The sequence below is a fragment of the Pseudomonas sp. P4_C8 genome (assembly GCF_056401975.1).
Genome location: NZ_JBFUIH010000001.1, coordinates 16,553 through 40,181 on the forward strand (window position 1 = coordinate 16,553; position 23,629 = coordinate 40,181).

The window sequence follows — 23,629 nt, forward strand, 5'->3', positions numbered from 1 at the left end:
GCTGCGCGCCGGCGTGAGGCGGGGTGAAGTTATTCCTGAACGGCTTTCTCAACCTTGCTCGACGCCGACCAGATCCGATAGCGGACTTCGATGTCTTTTGGCACGTAAAGCACTATCGGCAACTTGCTGTTGTAACGTAGCAAGAAGCCGTCGCCGACCACGGGTACGAACTCTTTTTTGCTTGTGCCGTCCGGGCAGGCCATCAGCGTGCTCATCGGGCCGATGACTTTTTCCAGTCGGTAGAACGGGTAGCCCCAGCCTTCCAGGTTTTTCTCTTCAAGCATCCCCCCTAGACGTTGGCGATTGCAGTCCACGGTCAGGGTCTTGCCCGCGAGGATTTCGACCTGAAAGTCATCTTCTTTGGTTTGCGGGGCGAGGTGGATGACTTGGCGGGTAAAACCACTTTCGGGTTTTGGATACGGAGCGATGGTTTCAAGTGTTGCGGCATGAGCGATGCTCGACAGGCCGGCAACCGTTAGTCCGACAGTCGTAATAAAGGTCAAAGAACCCATGATGCCTCCTTGCTTGTAATCAATTCGTGGCGCCATTCTTACTGCGCTCAGACGCTAATGCAAACCCGGCGCTTTGCACCGGTAATTTGCAACGCTGTCCAGGGCCCTTCTTGCAGATTGCACGGCGGTTTTTCTCAGTCCTGGCGCTAAGCCATTGATTTTCCGATGAGCTGCACAGCGAAATTCCAGACATATCTTATGCTTTGTCTGTTCCTAAGCTGGTCGGACTGCATATGAGCCAGCATCGATCATTGATTGGCAATCTCAAAAAGGAGAGGGTCGCCATGTTTCTTTCTGCCTTGGAACTTCGCAACATCATCGAAAGCAGTTTTTTGCCCAAGCGCTGCCAATGCACACTGTCTCCGGACTTATCGATGACAGTAAAAGTGTATGCAGACGGTCAAACCGACTTGCTGGAATTGAACGTGACCGGCATTGATGCCTCGACACTGAATGGCTGTCGGGAAATCAACGGGTTGATCGCTGGTCTACGCACCAAACAGCATCCTGTGGTCATATCTCATCCGTGGATGCGTAAAGCGCTTTAACCTGCGGTTTCGAATTCTACCGACACGCGCCGGGTCTGAAGAAACCCCAGGCCCAGCGCCAGCTCCGCCAGCACCGCAAGCAAAATGCCCGGCCCGACATGGCCATTGAGCCATTCGCCGAAACCCAATGCTGCCAGGCCAAAACACCCGACCATAAATCCGCTGCTCAGTGCGTTGCGAGTCACGGACGGCGGCTCGTTTCGAACCCAATAGCAAATCAATCCCAGCGCCGCGAACAGCACAGCGATGCGCCGCGCAACAAAGCCCGCCGTAGAGGAAAACTCAATACCCCAAATCGCCAGCAACCTGTCAGGCATCAAGCCCCAGACCAGTGCCAGTACCAAACACAGGGCGGCAGTGAACATCGACAACGAACGAAACGACAACTGCATAGCGAATCCTTGCGGCAGTGAGGGAGGCGCTCAAGCATAACGCCAGAACCCTCACAGTAAAACCGTCCGGTTTCGAATCAGACGTTTCCGTCAGTTGTAGTAACTGCACGCGTCAGAAAGCTTCCTGTAGGTGATTTCTTCAGGCTTGCCGGATTTATCGATGTACTTCATGTCGGCGATAACCACCTTGCATTCATCGGTTATTGGTTCTGTCAGGGACACGACTTTGCCCACGTTCAGCTGCATGCCGTAGTGGTAAGGAGTGGCATTGGAAGTAGATGTGGGCGTGGACGTATCGTAGGCTTGGGCAAGTCCGGTAAACGCGGTGCAGGCGAGGGCAGAGGCAAGGAGCAACATGCGGGTGTTCATGTGACGATCTCCAGTGCAGGCGGAAAATCAGCTCGACGATAAACGTCGAGCCTGCCGCACTGGGCGTCAGAAGCGTCTGAGGGCGTGCGGTCCAGTAGAATTTTGGACCTTAACGTTAAGAGAGGGTTAACCCGGCTGAATGCCGCCTGTCGCGACAGGAGAAACGTCTGTCGGATGTTTCGTCAGGAAAGCTTCTACGGCATCTTCGGCTTGGTCCTACAGGGTCAGGTGACTTGTCGACTTTCGCCTGCTGGGGTGTAGCGATTACTGTTTGGCTTCGCTGCAAAATCAGCGATCGGGTTTGGTCACCTGATGCCATCTCACATATGTGTGCCATCATTCGCCCTGCGGACATCCAAGTCCTCGTAGTGCGTTGCAATGGTGGCTGTGTGCTGGACGCCTTCGGGCGAACCGATTTGATGGTATCGGTTGACCAAGCCTGTACACAGCCGCCTCCCATCGTTTGGTCACGGTGCTGGCGTTACTTATTAACCATCGAGTAATTAATATGCCAACTTTTAAACCTTTTCCAGATCGCTATCGTTCACTCAACAGCGGCGTTACTGATTCAAGTCCTTTGGTGATCGACACCGAAGCCAACCCCCAAGACATTCTCGAAGCCGCATTACAGCGAGTACGAGCCTCCAGCCAGCTACTTGAAACGCTTCATTGCCAATGCTTCAAGCACGGCGATGTTCAAGATATACCGCACATTACTCATGCGCTTTATTTGCTGGCGCAGGATGGGTATGACCTGTTAGCGGTTGCTCAGCAACGGATGATGGGGTGGAAAGCGCCGGTCTGACGGCTGACCTATGATAGAAAAATCCAGCGCTCGTAGGCGCTGGATTTTGTATTGCGTCACGAATTACCAAGAGCCATAAGGCACACCGAATTTTTCGACGTAGGCTTTTGATACCGCTGACAGAGGGCGGTGTTTCCCCCCTGATTCCCCTTCATATGGCCCACGTGGATCAATTACGGCTTTTACCGTAGTCACCTCGATCGGTGTCATGTATGGACCGGTTACCCAGACTTTAGCAATGCCTCCGGGGACCAATCTTATAGCGATTGCCTTACGATATCCGGTGATCCATTTCCCGTCGGCGGTGCAGAAAACCTTTTCGCCCTTGCGCATGATCTCCCGCGTCGCCTCGGGTATGTTAATCACCATCTGATAAGTTTGCGGCTCAACCAGCGACTGCCAGCGGACATAGATCTGTTTGGGCAAGTCTGCCCCTGTTACGTGCTTACCGCTGCCAATGGCAGCTCTTTTCGGCCAACCTCGCGGGTCGCCGGAATTGTTGGGAGGCTTTAGCATAGAGGCAACTCCACTCATCGCACGTGGGTATACGTGATCCTGAATATCGACCACGTCGGCGGTTTCGATCCAAACTTCCATGTAAGCGGGGGCCGAGAACCCCAAGTACCAGGATTTGTAAGGCATTGACTGGCTGTTAGCAGATGTGCAACCACTGAGCAAAAATGCGCAAATCGTAGTTCGCAAGAAACTATTCATCAGACTGCTTTGCTCTGTCATTTCCAAGACTCATATGGCACGCCAAACTTCTCAACGTAAGCTTTGGAAGTGGGAGAAAGGGGTCGGTGGTGACCGCCAGACTTACCTTCATACGGGCCACGTGGATCAATCACGGCTTTTACCGTAGTCACTTCGATCGGTGGCAGACAGGAACCGCCCACCCAGACTTTAGCAATGCCTCCAGGAGCCAACCCTATATCGATCGAATCGCGATATCCTGTGATCCATTTTCCATCAAATTTACAGAAAGCTTTCTCCCCCTTGCGCATGATCTCCCGAGTGGCTTCGGGGATTTTAATCACCATCAGGTAGGTTTGCGGTTCGACCAGCGATTGCCAACGAACATAGATTTGATTCGGTAAGTCGGCTCCCGTCACACGCTTGCCGCCGCCGATAGCGGCTCTTTTAGGCCAGCCTCGCGGGTCGCCGGAATTGTTCGGAGGCTTTAACATGGAGGCAACACCACTCATCGCACGTGGATATACATGGTCTTGAATATCGACGACATCGGCTGTTTCGATCCAAACTTCCATGTAGTCGGGGGCCGAAAATCCTATAAACCAGGACTTGTAAGGCATTGACTGGCTGCTAGCAACACTGCAGCCACTGAGCAGAAAAGCGGCTATAACGATACGTATAAAATTACTCATTCGGGTGCACCGTGCGCTTAGAATTTTCGTCTGGTCGATTGATGAAAACGATATCCAAGTCGCTATTGTTGCGATTTTTGGCCGCGTTCCAGTTATCCGATAGATGAACGTAACGCTGGAACAACAGCTCCTCCTCCTGCGAGGTTAGCCCGGCTATTTTTCTTTTCCCCTGAGCGTATGCCATCAATTTTTCGGAGATGGGCACGAGTTCTGCAGGTAACGAAAGTCGTGGTTCACCTTCATCAATCTCGCCAAACGGCACTCCATTTTCCACGGCCAGTTCGCGCATGATTCGAAAGTAAATCAAGGACAACTCACTGCGAACTTCGCGCTGGCTGCTAACTGCGGCATAAACGTATTTCATGTCTTTGCTATTATTTTTCTCTGTAGTGCGAAACGGAACTTCCCAGGTCCGGACTTCTAAAGAAAGATTATATTGGGCCAGTTGATCTTGAAGTCGACGCAAGTCTTGCTGGGCACGTTTGTAACTGTTGGCTTCAGCGAAAGATGCCCTTTCTTCGACCGCGCTTTTACGGGGTTTGCTGAGCAGGATGCGTTCCATTGCTTTAGGTAAATAGCCACCACCCAAGTCCGAATGCACACCTGGCAGGACAATATCGGCCGAGCCAAGACTGTTGAGGGCAAAGTTATAACGGCGTTCATTTCGAGCGACCAATTGGACGACCTTCTTGGCCGCGTCAGGTGCCAGATGGATATTGATCCCCGGGTTATAAGCGTTATTTCCAGTCCAGTCCCCTACCAGCGGATTGGCAATAGCCGCGACCGTGTCGTAAACGCCAATGAAATTTATTGACACATTGGTATGTGGCTTCCAGGCAAAGCTGTACGCTAACCCGGGAGTACCAACGGGGATCGCTTTAGCCAGAATGCTTCCTTCGCCCTTGAGGACTTCATTGGCAAAATCCCGTGCTGCTGCGGAACCGCGACTGAACCCAAAAATATCGAATTCGATCCGGCCAACACGTTTATCTGGGTTGTTTGCCCCAAAGGCCCGCAGAGCGTTAACAAGTAACGCCGGTGTTTCTTCAACCCGCGCTCTGACGCCCTGTGCACCTAAACCTGTACCTTGCGAAAAGGTTGAATCCTCGGCAGTACTGCTGGTACCTATCCCATCCACATAAACTCGCAGGCTGGCCGTTTTGGTATCGATGGGCAGCGTTTTATTCACTTGGTTATCATAAAGGTCATACAGCCTGGCCACGTTACTGACATCATTCCCATAGCTGTTATCCGGTGAACTTCCCTTGCCATCATAACCATGAGCCGCACAGAACTGACGAATATCCTCAGCCGATTCCTCCAGATTCACGTCCGGCGCAAAGCAGCCAAACACCCGCTCGCTATTGTTCTGGTTGTTGCCCGTCCCATCGAAGAACACCCCAACCCGCAAAGTAATTTCCTCCTCCCCGACCTCCTCCTCTTCTTCCTCTTCCTCAAGCTCTTCTTCCTCCAGAGGAGGAGTGCTCAGTTCCTTCACGGGAGGTGCACTCAACAATTTTCCCGCAGCGGCTGCGGCGGCCACGCCCGGGATTATCGGCGCAAGAATCTGAATCCCACTCCCCGAACCCGGCGCCCCACCCGAATTGGTCTTCACCTCAGCCCCACTGATCGTCACACCCCCGGCATCCACCTTGACGAAACTCCCGCCAGCCTTGGCCGTCAGTTCCATCCCGCCTTCAACAACCACCTTGTCGCCAGCGTTGTAGTGAATCTCTTCACCCGCCTCGACAAACTGCGCCGTGCCGACCTTCACATGCTGGGTCGCCGACACAGTCAGGTGATCATCGGCCCGCGCTTCGGTCTTGCGATCCAGGTGGGTGATGCGGTGTTCTTCAACCTTGAACTCGCTGAAGACGTTGGCCTCGACAGTGTCGTGCCGCTCGTTGCCAATGCGGATTTTCTGGTCGTGTTCGATGTTTTCATCCCAGTCGCGCTGGGCGTGCAGGTAGATCTGTTCCGCGCCTTTTTTGTCTTCGATGCGAAATTCGTTGTAGCCCTTGCCGCCCGGTGAGCTGAAGGTTTTGAAGGTGCTGCGGGTTTTGTTCGGGGGCAGGTCGTAAGGGACGAGGTTTTCCTTGTGGTACAGGCAGCCGGTGACCAGCGGTTGGTCGGGGTCGCCTTCGAGGAAGGTGACGAGTACTTCCATGCCGACGCGCGGGATGGCGATGCCGCCGTAGGCATTGCCGGCCCAGCCGGTGGCGACGCGCAGCCAGCAGCTGGTTTTGTCGTTGGCCTGGCCGTCGCGGTCCCAGAAGAATTGCACTTTGACGCGACCGTATTCGTCGCAATGGATTTCTTCGCCCGGTGGTCCGGTGACGATGGCGGTCTGGCTGCCGAGGACTTTGGGTTTCGGGTGTTCGAGGGCAGGGCGGTAGTGCGCGTCCCACGGCGTGGCGAGGAAGCGGTTGCGATAGCCCTGATGGAAATCGTCTTTGTTGTGGGTGACGTCGCTGGTGATGTTCTCGCCGAGCACTTGCGGCTGTTTGCCTTCGTGGACGACTTCGAGCAGCAACCAGAGGTCGTTCCACTCGGCGCGCGGGTGTTCGCTGAGGGCCATGAAGTGGCCGCTGACCAGCGTGGGCTCGTCACCTTTGCCTTCGGCGAGTTTGTAGTCGCTGCGATGGCGTTCCAGCGCGCGGGTCGCCAGCTGTTTGCCGCGTTCGCGGGTGAAAAAGTGGCCGGGGTAATCGTAGTCTTCGAGGTCCGGTGCGAATCCGCTCTTGGCCGCGCCTTCAGGCAGGATGCGCGGTTTTTCGAAGTCGTAATCGAGGCGGCTGACGCGGCTGGTGCGGGTTTCCAGGCGCAGGTTGAAGCGTTTGATCACCGGTTTCTCGGCGGCCATGCCGGAGTCTTGCTGGTAGGCCACGGGCGCTAGTTTGCGGAACACGGTCTGGTTATCGCCGAAAACAATTTTGTGCCCGCTCGCGCTGTGCTGGAAGTGGAAGTGGATGCCTTCTTCTTCGCACAGGCGCTGGATGAAATGCAGGTCGGATTCGTCGTACTGCACGCAGTAATCGCGATCCGGGTAGTTCGCGCCGAGCTGGAAGCTGTAGGCGTCAGCGAGGATGCCGCGCGCTTCCAGGACCTGGGCGATGATCTTCGGGATACTTAACTGCTGGAATATTTGCTGGTCGTGGTTGTGGCGCAGGTAGGCCAGTTGCGGGCACAGGCTGATGCTGTAGCGGGTCAGTTTTTTACCCGAGTCGCCTTGCTCGATGCGATAGACCAGGCCGTGGATGAGGCCTTTGCCGGTTGCACCGAAGATCAGGCAACCGGGTTTGTGCAGGATCTCTTCGAGTTTCAGGTCGGGGCGGGTGCTGACCAGTTCGATGTCGAAACAGAACGGCTGGTTGAGGGCTTCACGGCCCACGAAACTGAGCACTTGCAGGTCAGCGGACACGCCTTTGAGCGTGAGGGAAATATGGGCTGCGTTAGCGTCCAGCATGCTTTGAATTCCGTCCTTTGGATAAGCTGGGGCGGATGGTGCAGGATTAAACCGCCTCGTTCAAGGCGCAAATGGCGTAGGCGGGCGGGTGTCCGGTCATTGGGAGAACCCTTGGTGGCACGGTTTTGGCCAATGAATACAGGGGATATTTCTTTATGTTTTTGCTGGAAAGCTCGGAGTGTCGGTCTCGATGTGGCGAGGAACTGGAGGTGGGCGGTGTCTGTGGCACCGCCATCGCGAGCAGGCTCGCTCCCACAGGGGATCAGCTGCGGTCACCCAATCTGTGCCTGATCAAGATCAAAATGTGGGAGCTGCGGTGAACACAGATTTTGTGTTCGACAACGATCCAATGTGGGAGCGAGCCGGCTCCGGGCGGCGTTCCGACGATGAGGGCCTCACATTCAGCGAAGATCCAGTTGATGCCGATACGGCAAATCCGGCCCGGTCTTGCTGCACGTCAGCGCCGCCGCCTGCACCGCAAACTTCAACATGCTGTCGATGTGCTCGCGGCTCAGCGATTGCACACCTTCCACCGAATCCAGTTGCTGCTCTGTCAACCAGGTAATCAACGCCGCCTGGAACGTATCGCCAGCCCCCACCGTATCGGCAATCTTCACCGGACTGGCCGGCACCGACCACGAACCATGCACATGGCTAAACACTGTCGCACCCTCGCCACCACGGGTCAGGAATACCAGCTGACAGCGATGCTGCAGCCAGCCTTCGATCACGCGCTGCGGGTCTTCCTCGGGATACAACAGGCTCAAATCCTCATCGCTGACTTTGATCAGGTCGGCGTATTCCACCAACGTCGCAATCCGCGAGCGCCACAGGTCGATGTTCGGTTCAGGATTGAGCCGCACATTCGGGTCGAGGCTGATCAGGCGTTTGCCGCTTTCGCGCTGCACCAGCGCCAGTAACGTGTCGGCAATCGGTTGCACGACCAATGAAAATGAACCGATGTGCAAGCCGCGCACTTCAGGCCCCAATTCCGGCAGGTGTTCCGGTTTCAACTGACGATCCGCGCAGCCTTCACCGCGAAAGCTGTAATGCGGCGAGCCATTGGCGCCCACTGCAACCATCGCCAATGTGGTGGGGGCGGCGAAGTCCACCAGAAAATCCGTGCGCACGCCTTCATCCTTCAGCACTTGTTGTAAACGCCGGCCGAGGTAGTCGGTGGACAACCCGGCAAACAACGCCGCGTCCACGCCCAAGCGGCGTAAACCAACCGCGACGTTGAACGGTGAACCGCCGGCAATCGCCTTGAAATTCACTTTTGAAGCCAGACCGCTGGCATCCTCTTCACTGAAGAAATCGAACAGCGCTTCGCCACACACCAGATACATAATTGCTCGCTCTTTAAAGGGTTGCGACATGCTGTTGATAGCGTTCATTGGCTTGCTGTGAAGGGCGCGATCATGCATCTATCCAAGCTTGGAATACCAGCGTGTAGTGCGCGCACTGGCGTCAGGATGTCGCCGACAGGTCATGCAAGGCACGACCGTAAACGGCTTTCATGCTCGTGGCCATCCAGCAGTAACGAACGATCTCTGACTCGTCGAAGAAATCGATATTGATAATGCTGCAACGTGTCACCCAGTCCCGGGATGGGTTGAACCAGTCGTTGATGTGGTTCTTGATGTCCTGGGGGCCGCCCAGAAACGCATAGCTAGTAGCTGACAACGACCACAGGAACGTTTCGTAAGGCGCATTTTCGAGTGTGCTGGCGATAAGGCGTTTCAGATCGTCGGCGTCATTGAAACGGGTAGCGTTCCACTTGTGCGGGATGCGCGGCCAGAAGTAGTCAGCGTTCAGCTCTGGAACCTTGGGTGCCGCCAGCACAATCCTGTGGCTCGCACTGAGACGCTTGAGTTCACCCAACGTGCTTGTGGCATGGGTAGGCGCAATGATCCGCTGGCCAAGTCGACGGACCAGAAGGTTATTCAGCTTCTGATAGTCAAAGGGTTTGGTCCCGTCTCCCAGTTGGTGGAAGTCGAAGACGATGAACTCATCCGGATTTTGATCGAGAAACGTTGTTACGGCTCTGATCAATTCCTCGAGGACGCGGTGCGATTGGTAGCCGTTATGATGGAAATAGAAAATCGATTGATCATGACCCTGGGTATAACCGAGACGGATATCAAACGCTCTTGCACCATTCGCAAGTTGCCAGGCGAACGAGTCGTTCTGACAGGTGGTCCAGTTACCAATAAGCACATCATAGTTGGGCGCCTGTTTATCCATGCCCGCATTATGAGCGCCGGGCCAGACGATGTCGGTCAGTTTCAGGCGATTGATGTCGAGGGTATTGCTCATCCATTTATGTTTATCAAAATTCCCTTTTGTATGCCTTGTCATTGTCAATCCTGTTTATGATTTCGCCCCGTCCGTGGGGGAAGTACTATCGGTAAAACAACAATAGAAGACAAACGCACGGTTGCCAGCGCTTGAAACAATTTTATAAACATAGCGAATGTATGGCACGTTCAATCCATGCCTGATTGGCACGCATCAAGCGTCGTTGTTCGCTTTGATCACACTTGCCRTCCGGCAATGTTGCACCAGTTTCGATGTTTCAAAAAAATCTGCATTAATAATGCTGCTTTTCAGGACCCAGTCACGGCCAGCGGGATCAAACCAGTCGTCCAGCTGCTGCCTGATGTTCACCGGGCCGCCTAAGGCACTGTAACTGGTGGCGGAAAGCGACCATGGCAACCCGCGAGGCGGGTACTTCATGACCTGCGTGATATGCGTGGTCAGTTCACTAATGCTGGTGGTCGCAATACCACTCCACTTGTGCTCGATTTTTCGACAAAACCACGACGAGTCCATGTCCGGATGACGCTCGGTTGCCACCAGCACTCGTTGTGCGTAGCTGGCTTGCCTAAGTTGTCCAAGCGTCAGGAAAGCATTGCTGTAGGGGATCATCCGGTTTCCCAAATGTGTCAGCAGAAACCTGTTCAACTCCTTGAAATTGAAAGGCGGTTTGTCGGACGACAACTCGTGAAAGTCCAGCAAGATGAATTCGTCGGGGTTCTCCTGAAGAAAGCGGATCACACTCGTCACCAGGTTTTCCAGCGAACGGGACGAGCGAAAGCCGTTGTGATGGAACCAGAACGTAGCGACGCCTTTTTGGGAAACCTCGTATTCAAGCCTCAGGTCGAGTGCGCGCGCACCTTGGGTCAATTGATAGTAAAAGCTATTGCTCTGACAGGACGTCCAGTGACTTATGCCCGGTGCTGCATAAGATGCTTTTTTATCTACGCCGGCATTGTGGGCGCCGGGTAATACCAAGTCGGCAAACGATAAGTTATCAATAATCGGAGTGTCGCTCATCCAGCGGCTTGGCGTGAAATCCACAGTGTCATAGATGGAGTTTGACAGGGTGTTTAGATGGGTATTACTCATATAGCTTCCTTGCATGGGTAATAAGTAATTTGCTCAAGTTGTTGGTCGTAACGTTCTGAGCGATGGCAAATACTTATAACCTCATGCCAGGCGATAGCCAAATAAGGCTTGATGCTAAAAATGTATGGGCGTAGAGGGTTTGTTTAATAGTCAGGCGTCTTCTTTATGTCTGTTCTTGGCTTCGATCCACTGCGACATGTATTGAGTGCTTTTATGCTGGTGATGACGCAGCATACTGCCGATGAAGTTGTTTCTTCGAATAGCGCAAAGATGCTGCCGGCAATCGTTGAGTTTGGCGATCAATGCAGGGCCGTGTGTAGCTGACAGATAACGAGTATTCAATAATTCAAACCCTGATGCCTGCGCCTGCAACCACCGGGTTTCGTCTTTATAGAGTTGCACGGCATCATCGGCGAACGCCTGTGCCGTTTTGGCCACCGCGCCCGGCCACGCTTCTACCCCGTGCATGGCTTCTGCGCCAATCGGCGTCGTGACATTCGGCGTGCCACACAGCATGGCGTCGACGATCTTGCCTTTGATGCCCGCCCCGAACCGCAGCGGTGCCAGACACACCCGTGCTGCCGACATTACTTGCAAGGCGTCTTCAGCCCAGTTCATTACATGAAAGCCCTGCGCCGGGTTATGAAGCGCGGTGGCCTTGGGCGGTGTGTAAGCGCCGTAGATATGCAACTGCGCCGTGGGCAACTGCTCGCGGATCAGCGGCCAGATGGCCGTTTTCATCCAGAGCACGGCATCCCAGTTCGGCGCATGGCGAAAGTTGCCGATACTCAAAAAATGCGCCCGGTCTGCAAACGCCGTTGGCGGCGCACTCGGCAGATCGACCATCAACGGACACCAGTGCAACGAGTTGCGCGGCAGTTTGAACTGCTCGACCAGCAATTCGATTTCCACTTCGGAGATCATCAGGTTCAAATCGCAACGATACAGCGCGGCGATCTCACGTTTGGCCAGGTCTGTATCAGCCATTAACTCGAACTCTTCACGCAATGCCGGAGCAAACAACTCGCTGAAGTCATTGGCGTCATCGCGGTCTTTCAAACGCTCTTTAAGCCGTTGATGCCGGGCATGGCGCAGGCTTTGCAAATCCGACGTCTCAAGCACACGCAAGGCGTCTGGGCAGTGTTTTTCAACGCGCCAGCCGAATTGTTCTTCCATCACGAACTGATCGAACAGCACGATATCCGGTGCCAGTTCACTGATAAACGTGTCGAAGCTGCTGTTGTTCAATTCGATTGCCACTTCACGAATACCCAGCGCCGTCAGGTCCGCCCGGTGTTCGCCGGTGCCGGCCGGGCTGCTGAAGGTAATGTCCCAACCTTGCTGCAACAACGTATCGAGGATTTGCATCACATGCCCGCTGGCCGCTGAAGAGCGCGGCTCGGGCCAGACGTAACCAATGACCAGGACTTTGGTTGCGCGGGGCTGACTCATTAACGGGTATTCCTTGGTGCGGGTAGTAGAGAAGGGTGAAACGAGGGACTCAGGCCTGGCTGTCGAGCATGGACTTGACCTTGTCGCGTAGCTGATCAATCGAGAACGGTTTGCCGATCACGTGCATGTCAGCAGGCACTTCAATGCTTTCGGCGTAACCGCTGGCGAACAGGATGGGCAGTTCAGGGCGCAGCATCCTTGCCTGAACGGCCAGTTCTCGTCCGTCCATCACGGGCAAGCCGACATCGGTCATCATCAAATCGATGTACTGGTCTTCGTCGTTGAGAAATTCCAGCGCCTTTTCGCTGCCATCTGCCTCAAGTACTTTGAACTCCAGCTCCTCTAGCACGTCAACGATCAGCATGCGCACAATGGCATCGTCTTCGACTACTAATATGATGGATGCGTCGGCGGACATAGTGGGAGCTCTCAAAGAATGAATTCAGGGTGCCGGTCAATAAAATTGCGGGGCTCTTGCATGAGCAAGTGGCGGGTCCCGACAAGTTCCCAACGTTGCGCAAAAAAGAACAACGGTTCAAGGATGGCAAGGATAACCGCTCCCTTTGCGCTCGCGCAGCTAAATGCGGGGATTTACCTTGATACACGGCAGAAAATTGGATCAATACGCCTTATTTGGGGCAGACTCCATCATTTCGAACAGTTCGACAAGGCCTTCCCATGACCACTGCGTCTTCAGTTGATGAGCAACGATTCCGCAAACTCCTGAGCCGCAACGTCAGCCTGCCATTGGGTGTCGGCATCATCAGTGCGGTGTTTTTTGTCTCGCTGATCACTTATCTGTTGTCAGTGATCCAGTGGGTCGAACACACCGACCGGGTGATCAATAACGCCAATGAGGCATCGAAGCTGACCGTCGATCTGGAAACCGGCATGCGCGGTTACCTGCTGACCGGTGACGAGCACTTTCTTGATCCCTACGAAACGGCCAAGCCAAGAATAACGGTCGCCCTCAACACCTTGCTCGAACTCACCGCTGACAATCCGGTGCAGACCGATCGTGTGCGTCGTCTGCAAGCGTTGCAGACCGACTGGACGAACTACGCGCAATCGATGATCGAATTGCAGCGTGCTAGCGGTGATTACCGCGCCGCGGTCAAGGCCGGGCGCGGCAAGCGACTGACCGATGAAATTCGCAAGCAGTTCGAAGAAGTGATCGACATGGAGCAGCAGTTGCGTGCCACGCGCAACGACGATGTGCGCCGTACCACGATCTGGAGCATCGGCCTGTACCTGTTATTCGTCGCCGGTATCAGCGCCTTGCTGGCCTATATTGGCCGTCGCGACCTGCTCAATCTTTCGCAAGACTACAGCGCCAACCTAGGTGCGCAGCAAGCCAGCGCCCGGCGTCTGGAACAACAAGCCTGGCTGCGCAATGGCCAGACCGAGCTGGCCGAGCAAGTGTTGGGGCAACTGAGCCTCAATTTATTGGGCCGCAACATTTTGCAGTTCTGCGCGCAGTACCTGGGCACCGCCGTCGCCGCCATTTATGTTCGCGAAGACCACGGTGGCCTCAACCGCATTGCATCTTACGGTTTCTCGCGTGAGCAGGAAGAACGCGACCAGCAGATCTATAGCGATGAAGGGATTGTCGGTCAGGTCGCGAACCAGGCTCGCCTGATCCGTCTTGATGACGTGCCGAGCGATTACTTCAAGGTCAGTTCCGGCCTCGGCGAAGGCCTGCCGCATAGCGTGCTCGTGGTGCCGACCAGTGATGACGAGCGGGTCAATGGCGTGATCGAACTGGGTTTCCTGCGTCCGCTGACTGATCGTGACGTCGAGTTGCTTGAGTTGATTGCCGGCAACATCGGCACCTCGATCGAAGCCGCTCGTTATCGGCAACGTTTGCAGGAAGTGTTGGGTGAAACCCAGCAGCTCAACGAAGAGCTGCAAGTGCAACAAGAAGAGCTCAAGACCGCCAACGAAGAACTCGAAGAACAGTCGCGAATTCTCAAGGAGTCCCAGGCGCACCTGGAAACCCAGCAGGTAGAGCTGGAGCAGACCAACGAGCAACTCGCCGAGCAGGCGCAGATCCTGGCGGATCAACGCGATGCCATGGACCTGAAAAACACCGAGCTGAACCAGGCTCAGGTGCAGCTTGAGGATCGCGCCCTGGAGTTGCAGCGCTCCAGCAAGTACAAGTCCGAGTTTCTCGCCAACATGTCCCATGAACTGCGCACGCCGCTGAACAGCTCGTTGATCCTGGCCAAATTGCTTGCTGAAAATCCTCAGGAAAACCTGACTGCCGAACAGGTGAAGTTCGCCGAGTCGATCTATTCCGCCGGGAATGACTTGCTTAATTTGATCAACGACATTCTCGATATTTCCAAGGTCGAGGCCGGCAAGCTGGAGATGCGTCCTGAGAACGTCAGCGTCGAGCGTCTGGTAGACGGTTTGCGCGGGATGTTCGAGCCGATGGCAACCGACAAGAACCTCGCGTTTCACGTCGAGTCGCAACCCGGTTCGCCAAAGATGCTCTTCACCGACCGCCAGCGTCTGGAACAAGTGATCAAAAACCTGCTGTCGAACGCGGTGAAATTCACCGAGAAAGGCTCGGTCAGCCTGACCGTGGCGTCCCAGCCCAATGATGGTGTCGCCTTTATCATCCGCGACTCCGGGATCGGTATCGCCGAGGAGCAGCAAGACAGCATTTTCGAAGCGTTCCGCCAGGCTGACGGCACCACCAATCGCCGTTACGGCGGCACCGGTCTGGGCTTGTCGATTTCTCGGGACCTGGCCGCGTTGCTCGGTGGTTCGATCAACGTAACCAGTGAGCCGGGGCAGGGCAGTGTGTTCACCCTGGTCTTGCCCCAGCAATACGTCGAGCCGGGAGACGAGCCTGTCGAACCCATGAAGGCTTCTCCCGTGGCAATCACCCACCGCGTGGCACCGGCAGCGCTGGTGCCGCTGATTGCCGAGGTGGATATTCCTCGCTTCAACGACGACCGCACCCACGCGCCATTCACCACACGCTGCATTCTGGTGGTGGAAGATGAGCCCAACTTTGCGCACATCCTCTACGACCTTGCACACGAGCTGGGCTATCAGTGCCTGGTCGCCCACGGTGCCGACGAAGGTTATGACCTGGCCAAGGAGTTTATTCCCGACGCCATTTTGCTGGATATGCGCCTGCCGGATCATTCCGGGCTAACCGTGTTGCAGCGGCTGAAAGAACACGCCGAAACCCGGCACATTCCGGTTCATGTCATTTCGGTGGAAGACCGGGTCGAAGCCGCGATGCACATGGGCGCCATCGGTTACGCGGTCAAGCCGACTACTCGTGAAGAACTGAAGGATGTGTTCGCCCGCCTCGAAGCCAAGCTGACTCAGAAGGTCAAACGGGTGCTGCTGGTGGAAGATGACGACGTACAGCGCGACAGCATTGCCCGCCTCATCGGCGACGAAGACATCGAGATTACTGCCGTTGGCTTGGCTCAGGACGCCCTGGACCTGCTGCGCACGACGATTTTCGATTGCATGATCATCGACCTGAAACTGCCGGACATGCTCGGCAACGACTTGCTCAAGCGCATGTCCACGGAAGACATCTGCTCATTCCCGCCGGTGATTGTCTACACCGGGCGCAACCTGACCCGCGATGAAGAGGCGGAGCTTCGCAAGTATTCGCGCTCGATCATCATCAAGGGCGCTCGCTCGCCCGAGCGTTTGCTGGATGAGGTCACACTCTTTCTGCACAAAGTCGAATCGAAGTTGTCCCATGAACGGCAGAGGATGCTCAAGACCGCGCGCAGCCGCGACAAGGTCTTCGAGGGTCGCAAGGTGCTGCTGGTGGATGACGATGTTCGCAACATCTTCGCCCTCACCAGTGCGCTGGAGCAAAAGGGCGCAGTCGTGGTCATTGGCCGAAATGGTCGTGAAGCGATTGAAAGACTGAATGAAGTCGAGGACATCGATCTGGTGTTGATGGACGTGATGATGCCGGAGATGGATGGCTTCGAAGCCACTATCGAGATCCGCAAGGACCCGCGCTGGCGCAAGCTGCCCATCATTGCAGTGACGGCCAAGGCCATGAAGGACGATCAGGAGCGCTGCTTGCAAGCCGGCTCCAACGATTACCTGGCCAAGCCCATTGACCTGGATCGCCTGTTCTCGCTGATTCGTGTGTGGTTACCGAAGATGGAACGTATTTAGTGGAACGCATTCATTCAGCGGAGCGAAATAGCGAAATCGAATTGCGCTTGTTGATCGAGGCGATTTACCTCAAGTACAGCTACGACTTTCGCGATTACTCCGGCGCGTCGATCAAGCGCCGGGTGAATCATGCGCTGGCACAATTCGAGTGCAACACCATCTCGGCCCTGCAAGAAAAGGTGCTGCATGATCCGGCTGCGTTCATGCAATTGCTGCAATTGTTGACGATCCCGGTCAGTGAAATGTTTCGCGACCCTTCGCACTTCCTTGCGATCCGCAAGGAAGTGGTGCCACTGCTCAAGACCTATCCATCGATCAAGATCTGGATTGCCGGGTGCAGTACCGGTGAAGAGGTCTATTCGATGGCGATTCTGCTGCGCGAAGAAGGCTTGCTGGACCGCACCATCATTTATGCCACCGACATCAACCCACGCTCGCTGGAAAAGGCCAAGAAGGGGATTTTCTCCATGGAAAATGTCCGGGCCTACACTTCTAACTATCAGCAGGCGGGTGGCCAGTGTTCATTCGCCGACTACTACACGGCGGCTTATGGTTACGCGATTTTCGACAAAAGCCTGTGCGAGAACGTGACGTTCGCCGATCACAGCCTCGCGACGGACAGTGTCTTTTCAGAGACTCAATTAATTTCGTGCCGTAATGTATTGATTTATTTCAATAAGAATCTTCAGGATCGCGCGTTCGGGTTGTTCCATGAATCCCTTTGTCATCGCGGGTTCCTGGTGCTGGGCAGTAAGGAAACACCGGAATTTTCGGCCTACGGCAACCAGTTCGAACCGCTGGTCAAACAAGAACGGATCTACCGAAAATCATGAGCGACGCTGCAGATGTTCCTTCAATCGAGGCTATCGTGATCGGCGCTTCGGCCGGCGGAGTGGAGGCGTTGCTCACTATTCTTGGCCCGCTGCGGGAAGGCTTCACATTGCCGATCATTGTGGTGCTGCACCTGCCCGACGAGCGCCGCAGCTTGTTGGCCGAGGTGTTTGCACGCCGGGTTTCGATGCCCGTTCGGGAAGCGACCGATAAAACCCGGGTCGAAGCCGGGACGCTGTATTTCGCCACACCCGGTTATCACTTGTCGGTGGAACAGGACCACAGCTTCTCGTTGAGCCTGGAAGATCGCGTGCATCATTCGCGACCCGCCATCGATTACCTGTTCGAGTCCGCCGCCGACGCTTATGGTTCTGCCTTGGCCGCCGTGTTACTGACGGGGGCCAATCGCGACGGTGCCCGTGGCCTTTCCCACGTTAAACGTCGCGGTGGCCTGACCATCGTGCAAGACCCGACTGAGGCGCAGGTCGCGACCATGCCTCAGGCAGCACTGGATATTCAGCAGCCTGATCATATTCTCTCTGTCCGCGGCATCGGCCGTCTGCTTGTCGAGCTGGAACGAATAGCATGTTAAGTAACATCCAAGCCAAATTGCTGATCGTCGACGATCTGCCGGAGAACCTGTTGGCGCTTGAAGCGTTGATCAAGCGTGAAGACCGTTTGGTCTACAAAGCCTTGTCCGCCGATGAAGCCTTGTCGCTCTTGTTGCAGCACGAGTTCGCCCTGGCCATTCTCGATGTACAGATGCCGGGTATGAATGGCTTCGAGCTGGCCGAATTGATGCGCGGTACGGAAAAAACCAAAAACATCCCGATCGTGTTTGTCAGTGCGGCCGGTCGCGAGTTGAACTACGCGTTCAAAGGCTACGAAAGCGGCGCAGTGGACTTCCTGCATAAGCCGCTGGATATCCATGCGGTCAAGAGCAAGGTCAAGGTGTTCGTGGATCTGTATCGCCAGAGCAAGGCGATGAAGCAGCAGGTTGAAGCGCTGGAGCAGAGCCGTCACGAGCAAGAAGAGTTGCTCAAGCAGTTGCAGCGCACTCAGCTGGAACTGGAGCAAGCGGTGCGCATGCGCGATGACTTCATGTCGATCGTTGCCCACGAAGTGCGCACGCCGCTCAATGGCCTGATCCTTGAAACCCAGTTGCGCAAGATGCACCTCGCCCGGGATAACGCGTCGGCGTTCACGCTGGACAAGATGCACGCCATGGTCGACCGCGACGAGCGGCAGATCAAAAGCCTGATCCGCCTGATCGAAGACATGCTGGACGTGTCACGCATCCGCACTGGCAAGCTGTCGATCCGGCCCACCCGATTTGATCTGGTGCAATTGGTCAGCAACCTGCTGCAAAACTTTACCCCGCAGGTCGAAGCCGCCGAGTCTTCGGTGACGCTGACGGCCGAGCAGCCGGTGGTCGGCAGCTGGGACGAATTCCGTATCGAGCAAGTGATTTCCAATCTGCTGACCAATGCGTTGCGCTATGGCGCCCACAGCCCGATCGACGTTCGCGTGTACAATCAGGACGGCCAGGCGCGCGTCGAGGTTCAGGATCGCGGTATCGGTATCGGCGAAGAGAACCAGAAACGTATTTTTCAGCAGTTTGAACGGGTTTCGGCCAAAACCGTGGTGGCGGGGTTGGGGCTGGGATTGTTTATTTCGGAACAGATTGTTGCTGCCCATGGCGGCACTATCACCGTCGAGAGCCGGATTGGCGAAGGCGCATTGTTTCGCGTTTGTCTGCCGCTGTAGGGAAACAGCCAGATAAACGCAACCTCTGATCGACCCCACGGTCGTATCAGCAGCTATTGACCGAACAAAGGCTTCCCATGAGTGAAGATGCGCAAGATGTAGTACTCATTGTCGAGGATGACCCCTCGATTCTGATGGTGTTGTCCGCCTACTTGTCGGGTGAAGGTTACCGGGTGCTGCAGGCCGAAAACGGCGAGCAGGCCTTTGAAATTCTGGCGAGCAAACCGCACCTGGACATGATGATTACCGACTTCCGCTTGCCCGGCGGGATTTCCGGCGTGCAGATCGCCGAGCCTGCGGTGAAGCTGCGACCGGAACTCAAAGTGATTTTTATCAGCGGTTACCCGCAGGAAATTCGCGAGACCGACAGCCCGATCACCAAAACAGCGCCGATCCTGGCCAAACCATTCGATCTGGATGAACTGCAAGAACTCATGCAGCAAATGCTTTCCTGAGCTCGTTGCGATCTGTTGTCTAGGGGAGAGGGGCGCTTCAGATGCTGATCATCTCTCGCACCTTGGCCGTCAATAGGTCGAAGGTGAAGGGTTTGGTGATCATCTGCATGCCGGGGTCCAGAAACCCGCCACGCACGGCGGCATGTTCGGCATAGCCGGTGATGAACAAGACTTTCAGGTCAGGCCGATATTGCCGGCCGATTTCCGCCAGTTGCCGGACATTCATCGTCGATCAAACTTTCCTCGGCCAGATCCCCGCTGTAACGCGGCAGAAGCAGCGTCACCGAAGTGCCGTGACCCACTTTGCTGTCGATCGTGACGTGACCGTGAGACTGCTTACTGAACCCGTAAATCATCGACAACCCCACCCTGTACCATTTTGCGGGCCTGACGTTTAGCAGCTGCCGTAGGCTGCGTTCGAGTGCGTAGCGCTCGTTGTCGGATGGCGGGCGGGTGCTACGCCCCCGGTCGCAGCCTTCGGCAGCTGCTACAGAGGGTAGAGTTACAACCCTTGCTGCAACGCGGGGTCGTCCGGATTGAGCTGTTCCAGTTGCGCCAGCAGAATCTGTACGTTCTGCAACTGTCCGCTTTCTTTCCAGTAGTTGATCAGCAGCACGCGCGCCTTGCGGTCGGCAGGGTGGCGCTGGACGATTTCCTGTAGTTGCTTTTGCGCAGCTTCCAGCTCTTGCTCAAGGTGCAAGGTGGTTGCCAGGTCATAGCGATAGTCCTTGTTGTCGGGCTCCAGTTCCACTGCTTTGGAAAGGCCGAGCAGGGCAAACTCACTTTGCCCGTGGTGCAGCAACCAAAGCCCCAGGGCATGTTGCAGGTAGGCCGAGTCGGGCTGCGCTTTCAACTGTTTCGCCAGCAACTGGCGTGCGGCATCGCTCTGGCCTTGCCGGTCGAGCACATCAATCTGCATCACCAAGGCCGGCAGATTGCCTGGGTCCAGCTGTAATGTACGCTCCAGCGCCTCCTGCGCCTTTTTCAATTCGGCGTTGTGCAGGTGCAGACGCGCCAACTGGTATTGGTTCTGGGCGCTGGGCGGTTGACTGTCAAGGGCCAGTTCCCAGGCATCGATGGCTTGTTCCAATGGCCCGAAATACAACCCCAGATCATCCGGCGACAGCCCCAGCAGAGCGTTAACGGCTGCAAATCGCACGTTTTCTACATCGTCATCGAGCATCGGGCCAATCAATAGGCTGCGTTGCCCGGAGGAGACCAGACCACTAATGCTTTTGATCGCGGCGATCCGCACGTCCTCACTGGGATGTTGCAGATCCGCGACCGCCAGTTTCAGGGCCTGCGGGCTTGGGTAGTTGAGCAGTTCGGCATGCAGCCAGAGGCGACGCTTGGCCGACAGATCAGGGCGGCCCAATTGCTGGTAAAGCACCCGTGCAGCCCCCGGTTGACCGGCGCGGGCCTGAGTCAACGCTTCACTGTAACCACGTTTGATTGCTTCGGGCACCTCAGGCGTCGTGCTGCGCAGGAATAACCAGGCAATAGCGATGGCAAACAGCACACAGAGACTGATGAGCAAGTAGCGGCGGGACTGGGGCATGCAGGAATCCAGGAGCTGGCAAGCTTTTGCAAAGGCCGTCAGCTTCGGTCAGGCCGGGCTGTGAGTCAAACCCTGACGCGCCTCTATATCGACGATTTTGCCTACAGGCTCCGTCGACATTGAAACCTGTCGAGGCCTTGAAGCAGTGACTACGCTTGCTAGAGATGACTCGAAGAGTGCTTCCATGCAACCGCTGCTTCAATACTTCAAGGCCATACTCAATCCCGGGCAAGGGGTGCTGCTGTTTGCCTTGAGAACCATAGTGGCCGGGCTGCTGACGCTGTACCTGGCGTTTCTGTTCGACCTCGATCAACCCAAATGGTCGATCATGGCGGTAGTCATCGTCAGCCAGCCACTGGCCGGGATGGCACTGGCCCGCAGTTTCGGCCAGGTCATCGGCACCACCCTGGGTGCTGCCGCGGCGGTATTGATCATGGCGATCTTCCCCCAGGCGCCGCTGCCTTTCATCACCACCTTGGCACTGTGGCTGGCGCTGTGCACCGCCGGTGGCACCTTGTTGCGCTACACCAGTTCCCAGGCCTTTGTGCTCAGCGGCTACACGGCTGTAGTGGTGGCGCTATTGGCCGTACCAGATCAGGACGGCACTTTCCTGCTGGCCGTTACGCGCGTGACCGAGACGCTTCTGGCGGTGGCTTGTGTGTGCGTTGTCAGCCTTCTGACCGCGCGTCCGGAAGCCGTGGCCCGAAGTTACTTCACCAAGATTGATCACGTGATCAAGTTACTGGCGACACACGCCGCTGCCGTCATTCGAACCGAAGAAAGCGACGCCGATTTTCAACGCAGGCAAATGCAGCTGTTGGGTGAAATCAGCGCCCTTGAGGGATTACGCCGGCATCTTTACTTCGATGCGCCACGGTTACGCAGTGCCGATAGTCTGGTCCAGTTGCTGGGAAACCAATTGGTGTTGCTGACATCACGGTTGATGGCGCTACGTCATCAGCGTGAGCTGCTGACCGAGCGCTGGAAAGGTGATTTACCCCTGGAGATACAGCGTTTGCGCGCTGAAGAACTGGCATTTCTCGATGAACTGGCCCAAAAGGGCCGCTCGCTATCGGCCGATGCACGCCAGCATTTTTCGGCATTGCAGCAGCGTTTCGATGATCAGGCTTACAAGGCTGAACAACTGACCGAAACCATGCCGGCCACGCTGCGTTCGCTAGCCTGGGCCCTTCGCTGGGAGCAAGCACGATTATTACAGCAACTGGAGCAGATTCTGGAGTTGAGTGATGCCATTCAGGAAGGACGCCAGGCCAGCAGCGTGTTTCGGGGACAAGAGAATCCGCTGCATCTGGATTTCACCCTGGCAGCGATGAACGCCACTCGGGCCTTTACCGCGTTTGTGGTCGCCGGACTGATCTGGATCGAGACTGGCTGGGATGGTGCACGCGGCGGGATGGTTCTGGTCGGGATTCTTTGTTCGCTGATGGCAACGTTCCCCAGACCGCTACTGGCTGCGCAAAGCTATGCAAGGGGCCTGGGCCTGGCGTTGCTGGTGTCGGCGCTTTACCAATTCATGCTGGTGCCAATGATCAGCGATTTCGAGCTTTTGGCATTGCTGTTGGCGCCGTTGCTGTACGCGGTCGCGGTAGGGCTCGCCACGCCGGCGACCACCGGCACAGGTATCGGTCTTGGGTTGTCGACCTTTCTGTTGTTGGGGCCGCAAAACGTCGGAATCGGCCAGAACAGTGCGATTCAGTGGTTCGAGTTCGCCGGCGGGTATATCAGCGCAACGGTCCTGGCATTGAGTGTCTTCGCCTTGATCTTCCCGTTCAGGCCGGTTTTGCGGATTCGCCGGCTATTCAAGGAAAATGCTGAGCAGGTCTACGCTTTGATGAAGATGCCGGCCACAGATGAACAGCAATTTGCCTTTGAAAGCCGCATGGTCGATCGACTGACCATGATGTTGGGACTGTTGCCGGCGACCAGCGACAAGTCTTCCGGCGAGTTGTTTCAGGTCAGCCTCGGGTGCATGGCCCTGGGCGTTGCGTTGAACCAGCTCAGGCAGCAGGGGCAGGGCAACACCCTGTTGAGTTCAGAGCAACAGCGCCGGTTATTGGCGGCTGTCCGGGACTGCGGAAGATGGGTTGCCGGGCGCCCCGGGGTAGACATCAACCGGCTGCTGGAGGATTTGCACACCCTGGGCGACGAGCTGGACGATCTGCATCTGGAGGTTCACGAGCACCTGTGGTCGGTGTTCCGGATGCGCGTGGCGCTGCTGATCGTGGAGTCGTTCATACAGCGATACCGCGAGTACTTTCAATCTGTAGGCGAAGCGGGAGTGCCGGCCCTTGCCCATTGATTTTGAACTGGGCGGCGTGTATTTGCCGCCAATCGCTCAAGCGTTGCTATTGGCGCTGCCGATCTTTCTGGCGCTGGACTGGGGCCTGCGCCGCCTCGGTGTGCTGCGTTTTGTCTGGCATGAAGCTTTATTCGAGGGCGCGCTGTATGCGTGCGTGTGCGCAACGCTGATTCTGGTAATGGGAGCCTGAT

At 56.0% G+C, this 23,629-nt stretch carries 21 protein-coding genes and 1 pseudogene; 9 read left to right on the plus strand and 13 right to left on the minus strand.

Features of this window, described 5'->3' with window-relative positions:
• Positions 1-29 precede the first annotated feature (29 nt).
• Entirely contained in the window at positions 30-512 is a 483-nt protein-coding gene (gene eco, locus AC1DWM_RS00070; RefSeq protein ID WP_477794377.1) for a serine protease inhibitor ecotin, read from the minus strand.
• Positions 513-796: 284 nt separating this feature from the next.
• On the opposite strand from eco, the gene AC1DWM_RS00075 reads away from it, so the two are divergent.
• Positions 797-1,060: a DUF1652 domain-containing protein gene (locus AC1DWM_RS00075; RefSeq protein WP_223512569.1), complete on the plus strand. Its 264-nt coding sequence runs from the start codon at positions 797-799 to the stop codon at positions 1,058-1,060.
• Here the strand turns inward: AC1DWM_RS00075 and AC1DWM_RS00080 are convergent.
• On the minus strand, positions 1,057-1,452 hold the full coding sequence (locus tag AC1DWM_RS00080) for a hypothetical protein (RefSeq protein ID WP_223512567.1): 396 nt from the start codon (positions 1,450-1,452) through the stop codon (positions 1,057-1,059). The two genes, AC1DWM_RS00075 and AC1DWM_RS00080, sit on opposite strands and share 4 nt — an antisense overlap.
• Before the next feature lie 90 nt (positions 1,453-1,542).
• Complete coding sequence (locus AC1DWM_RS00085) at positions 1,543-1,821, minus strand: DUF2790 domain-containing protein (protein WP_477794378.1); 279 nt, start codon at positions 1,819-1,821, stop codon at positions 1,543-1,545.
• Positions 1,822-2,329: 508 nt separating this feature from the next.
• Here AC1DWM_RS00085 and AC1DWM_RS00090 point away from each other — a divergent pair.
• Positions 2,330-2,626, plus strand: coding sequence for a hypothetical protein (locus tag AC1DWM_RS00090; RefSeq protein WP_223512563.1), 297 nt, complete (start codon positions 2,330-2,332; stop codon positions 2,624-2,626).
• A 63-nt stretch (positions 2,627-2,689) separates the two neighbouring features.
• On the opposite strand, the gene AC1DWM_RS00095 is transcribed toward AC1DWM_RS00090, so the two are convergent.
• The 8 genes from AC1DWM_RS00095 to AC1DWM_RS00130 form a co-directional block, all read right to left on the minus strand.
• Entirely contained in the window at positions 2,690-3,340 is a 651-nt protein-coding gene (locus AC1DWM_RS00095) for a DUF2931 family protein (RefSeq protein ID WP_477794463.1), read from the minus strand.
• Positions 3,341-3,357: 17 nt separating this feature from the next.
• Complete coding sequence (locus AC1DWM_RS00100) at positions 3,358-4,011, minus strand: DUF2931 family protein (protein ID WP_223512560.1); 654 nt, start codon at positions 4,009-4,011, stop codon at positions 3,358-3,360.
• Positions 4,004-7,477, minus strand: coding sequence for a type VI secretion system tip protein TssI/VgrG (tssI, locus tag AC1DWM_RS00105; protein WP_477794379.1), 3,474 nt, complete (start codon positions 7,475-7,477; stop codon positions 4,004-4,006). Before tssI ends, AC1DWM_RS00100 begins: the two co-directional genes overlap by 8 nt.
• Positions 7,478-7,878: 401 nt before the next feature.
• Complete coding sequence (locus tag AC1DWM_RS00110; protein WP_477794380.1) at positions 7,879-8,823, minus strand: carbohydrate kinase family protein; 945 nt, start codon at positions 8,821-8,823, stop codon at positions 7,879-7,881.
• Positions 8,824-8,944: 121 nt separating this feature from the next.
• The gene (locus AC1DWM_RS00115; RefSeq protein WP_223512548.1) at positions 8,945-9,835 is read right to left on the minus strand and encodes a phosphatidylinositol-specific phospholipase C domain-containing protein; all 891 of its coding nucleotides are present in this window, start codon (positions 9,833-9,835) and stop codon (positions 8,945-8,947) included.
• A 153-nt stretch (positions 9,836-9,988) separates the two neighbouring features.
• On the minus strand, positions 9,989-10,885 hold the full coding sequence (locus AC1DWM_RS00120; RefSeq protein ID WP_477794381.1) for a phosphatidylinositol-specific phospholipase C domain-containing protein: 897 nt from the start codon (positions 10,883-10,885) through the stop codon (positions 9,989-9,991).
• A 150-nt stretch (positions 10,886-11,035) separates the two neighbouring features.
• Positions 11,036-12,337 (minus strand): glycosyltransferase, encoded by a 1,302-nt coding sequence (locus AC1DWM_RS00125; protein ID WP_477794382.1) that lies wholly within the window; start codon positions 12,335-12,337, stop codon positions 11,036-11,038.
• Between the two features lie 49 nt (positions 12,338-12,386).
• Complete coding sequence (locus AC1DWM_RS00130) at positions 12,387-12,755, minus strand: response regulator (protein WP_223512538.1); 369 nt, start codon at positions 12,753-12,755, stop codon at positions 12,387-12,389.
• Between the two features lie 260 nt (positions 12,756-13,015).
• On the opposite strand from AC1DWM_RS00130, the gene AC1DWM_RS00135 reads away from it, so the two are divergent.
• The 5 genes from AC1DWM_RS00135 to AC1DWM_RS00155 all read left to right on the plus strand — a co-directional run bounded on the left by AC1DWM_RS00135 (position 13,016) and on the right by AC1DWM_RS00155 (position 19,560).
• The gene (locus tag AC1DWM_RS00135) at positions 13,016-16,507 is read left to right on the plus strand and encodes a response regulator (RefSeq protein ID WP_223512535.1); all 3,492 of its coding nucleotides are present in this window, start codon (positions 13,016-13,018) and stop codon (positions 16,505-16,507) included.
• A complete protein-coding gene (locus tag AC1DWM_RS00140) occupies positions 16,507-17,340 on the plus strand; it encodes a CheR family methyltransferase (protein WP_223512532.1) in 834 nt (277 codons plus the stop codon). The genes AC1DWM_RS00135 and AC1DWM_RS00140 overlap by 1 nt, the downstream gene beginning before the upstream one ends.
• Positions 17,337-17,930 (plus strand): chemotaxis protein CheB, encoded by a 594-nt coding sequence (locus AC1DWM_RS00145; RefSeq protein WP_223512529.1) that lies wholly within the window; start codon positions 17,337-17,339, stop codon positions 17,928-17,930. The genes AC1DWM_RS00140 and AC1DWM_RS00145 overlap by 4 nt, the downstream gene beginning before the upstream one ends.
• Positions 17,924-19,105, plus strand: a complete 1,182-nt coding sequence (locus AC1DWM_RS00150) for a hybrid sensor histidine kinase/response regulator (protein WP_223512527.1) — start codon at positions 17,924-17,926, stop codon at positions 19,103-19,105. Before AC1DWM_RS00145 ends, AC1DWM_RS00150 begins: the two co-directional genes overlap by 7 nt.
• Before the next feature lie 77 nt (positions 19,106-19,182).
• Positions 19,183-19,560 (plus strand): response regulator, encoded by a 378-nt coding sequence (locus AC1DWM_RS00155; RefSeq protein ID WP_007949268.1) that lies wholly within the window; start codon positions 19,183-19,185, stop codon positions 19,558-19,560.
• A gap of 37 nt (positions 19,561-19,597) precedes the next feature.
• Here the strand turns inward: AC1DWM_RS00155 and AC1DWM_RS00160 are convergent.
• Together AC1DWM_RS00160 and AC1DWM_RS00165 are read right to left on the minus strand one after the other, a co-directional pair.
• Positions 19,598-19,928, minus strand: a pseudogene (locus tag AC1DWM_RS00160) (response regulator); the annotation flags it as partial.
• Positions 19,929-20,062: 134 nt separating this feature from the next.
• Entirely contained in the window at positions 20,063-21,118 is a 1,056-nt protein-coding gene (locus tag AC1DWM_RS00165) for a tetratricopeptide repeat protein (protein WP_223512525.1), read from the minus strand.
• 184 nt (positions 21,119-21,302) lie between these two features.
• On the opposite strand from AC1DWM_RS00165, the gene AC1DWM_RS00170 reads away from it, so the two are divergent.
• On the plus strand, positions 21,303-23,438 hold the full coding sequence (locus tag AC1DWM_RS00170) for an FUSC family protein (RefSeq protein ID WP_223512523.1): 2,136 nt from the start codon (positions 21,303-21,305) through the stop codon (positions 23,436-23,438).
• Positions 23,428-23,628, plus strand: a complete 201-nt coding sequence (locus AC1DWM_RS00175; protein ID WP_007949274.1) for a DUF1656 domain-containing protein — start codon at positions 23,428-23,430, stop codon at positions 23,626-23,628. Before AC1DWM_RS00170 ends, AC1DWM_RS00175 begins: the two co-directional genes overlap by 11 nt.
• Position 23,629 lies beyond the last annotated feature (1 nt).

Coding starts and splice junctions, on each gene's coding strand:
- eco (WP_477794377.1), bottom strand. CDS start 512: ATGGGTTCTTTGACCTTTATTACGACTGTCGGACTAACGGTTGCCGGC.
- AC1DWM_RS00075 (WP_223512569.1), top strand. CDS start 797: ATGTTTCTTTCTGCCTTGGAACTTCGCAACATCATCGAAAGCAGTTTT.
- AC1DWM_RS00080 (WP_223512567.1), bottom strand. CDS start 1,452: ATGCAGTTGTCGTTTCGTTCGTTGTCGATGTTCACTGCCGCCCTGTGT.
- AC1DWM_RS00085 (WP_477794378.1), bottom strand. CDS start 1,821: ATGAACACCCGCATGTTGCTCCTTGCCTCTGCCCTCGCCTGCACCGCG.
- AC1DWM_RS00090 (WP_223512563.1), top strand. CDS start 2,330: ATGCCAACTTTTAAACCTTTTCCAGATCGCTATCGTTCACTCAACAGC.
- AC1DWM_RS00095 (WP_477794463.1), bottom strand. CDS start 3,340: ATGAATAGTTTCTTGCGAACTACGATTTGCGCATTTTTGCTCAGTGGT.
- AC1DWM_RS00100 (WP_223512560.1), bottom strand. CDS start 4,011: ATGAGTAATTTTATACGTATCGTTATAGCCGCTTTTCTGCTCAGTGGC.
- tssI (WP_477794379.1), bottom strand. CDS start 7,477: ATGCTGGACGCTAACGCAGCCCATATTTCCCTCACGCTCAAAGGCGTG.
- AC1DWM_RS00110 (WP_477794380.1), bottom strand. CDS start 8,823: ATGTATCTGGTGTGTGGCGAAGCGCTGTTCGATTTCTTCAGTGAAGAG.
- AC1DWM_RS00115 (WP_223512548.1), bottom strand. CDS start 9,835: ATGACAAGGCATACAAAAGGGAATTTTGATAAACATAAATGGATGAGC.
- AC1DWM_RS00125 (WP_477794382.1), bottom strand. CDS start 12,337: ATGAGTCAGCCCCGCGCAACCAAAGTCCTGGTCATTGGTTACGTCTGG.
- AC1DWM_RS00130 (WP_223512538.1), bottom strand. CDS start 12,755: ATGTCCGCCGACGCATCCATCATATTAGTAGTCGAAGACGATGCCATT.
- AC1DWM_RS00135 (WP_223512535.1), top strand. CDS start 13,016: ATGACCACTGCGTCTTCAGTTGATGAGCAACGATTCCGCAAACTCCTG.
- AC1DWM_RS00145 (WP_223512529.1), top strand. CDS start 17,337: ATGAGCGACGCTGCAGATGTTCCTTCAATCGAGGCTATCGTGATCGGC.
- AC1DWM_RS00150 (WP_223512527.1), top strand. CDS start 17,924: ATGTTAAGTAACATCCAAGCCAAATTGCTGATCGTCGACGATCTGCCG.
- AC1DWM_RS00155 (WP_007949268.1), top strand. CDS start 19,183: ATGAGTGAAGATGCGCAAGATGTAGTACTCATTGTCGAGGATGACCCC.
- AC1DWM_RS00165 (WP_223512525.1), bottom strand. CDS start 21,118: ATGCCCCAGTCCCGCCGCTACTTGCTCATCAGTCTCTGTGTGCTGTTT.
- AC1DWM_RS00170 (WP_223512523.1), top strand. CDS start 21,303: ATGCAACCGCTGCTTCAATACTTCAAGGCCATACTCAATCCCGGGCAA.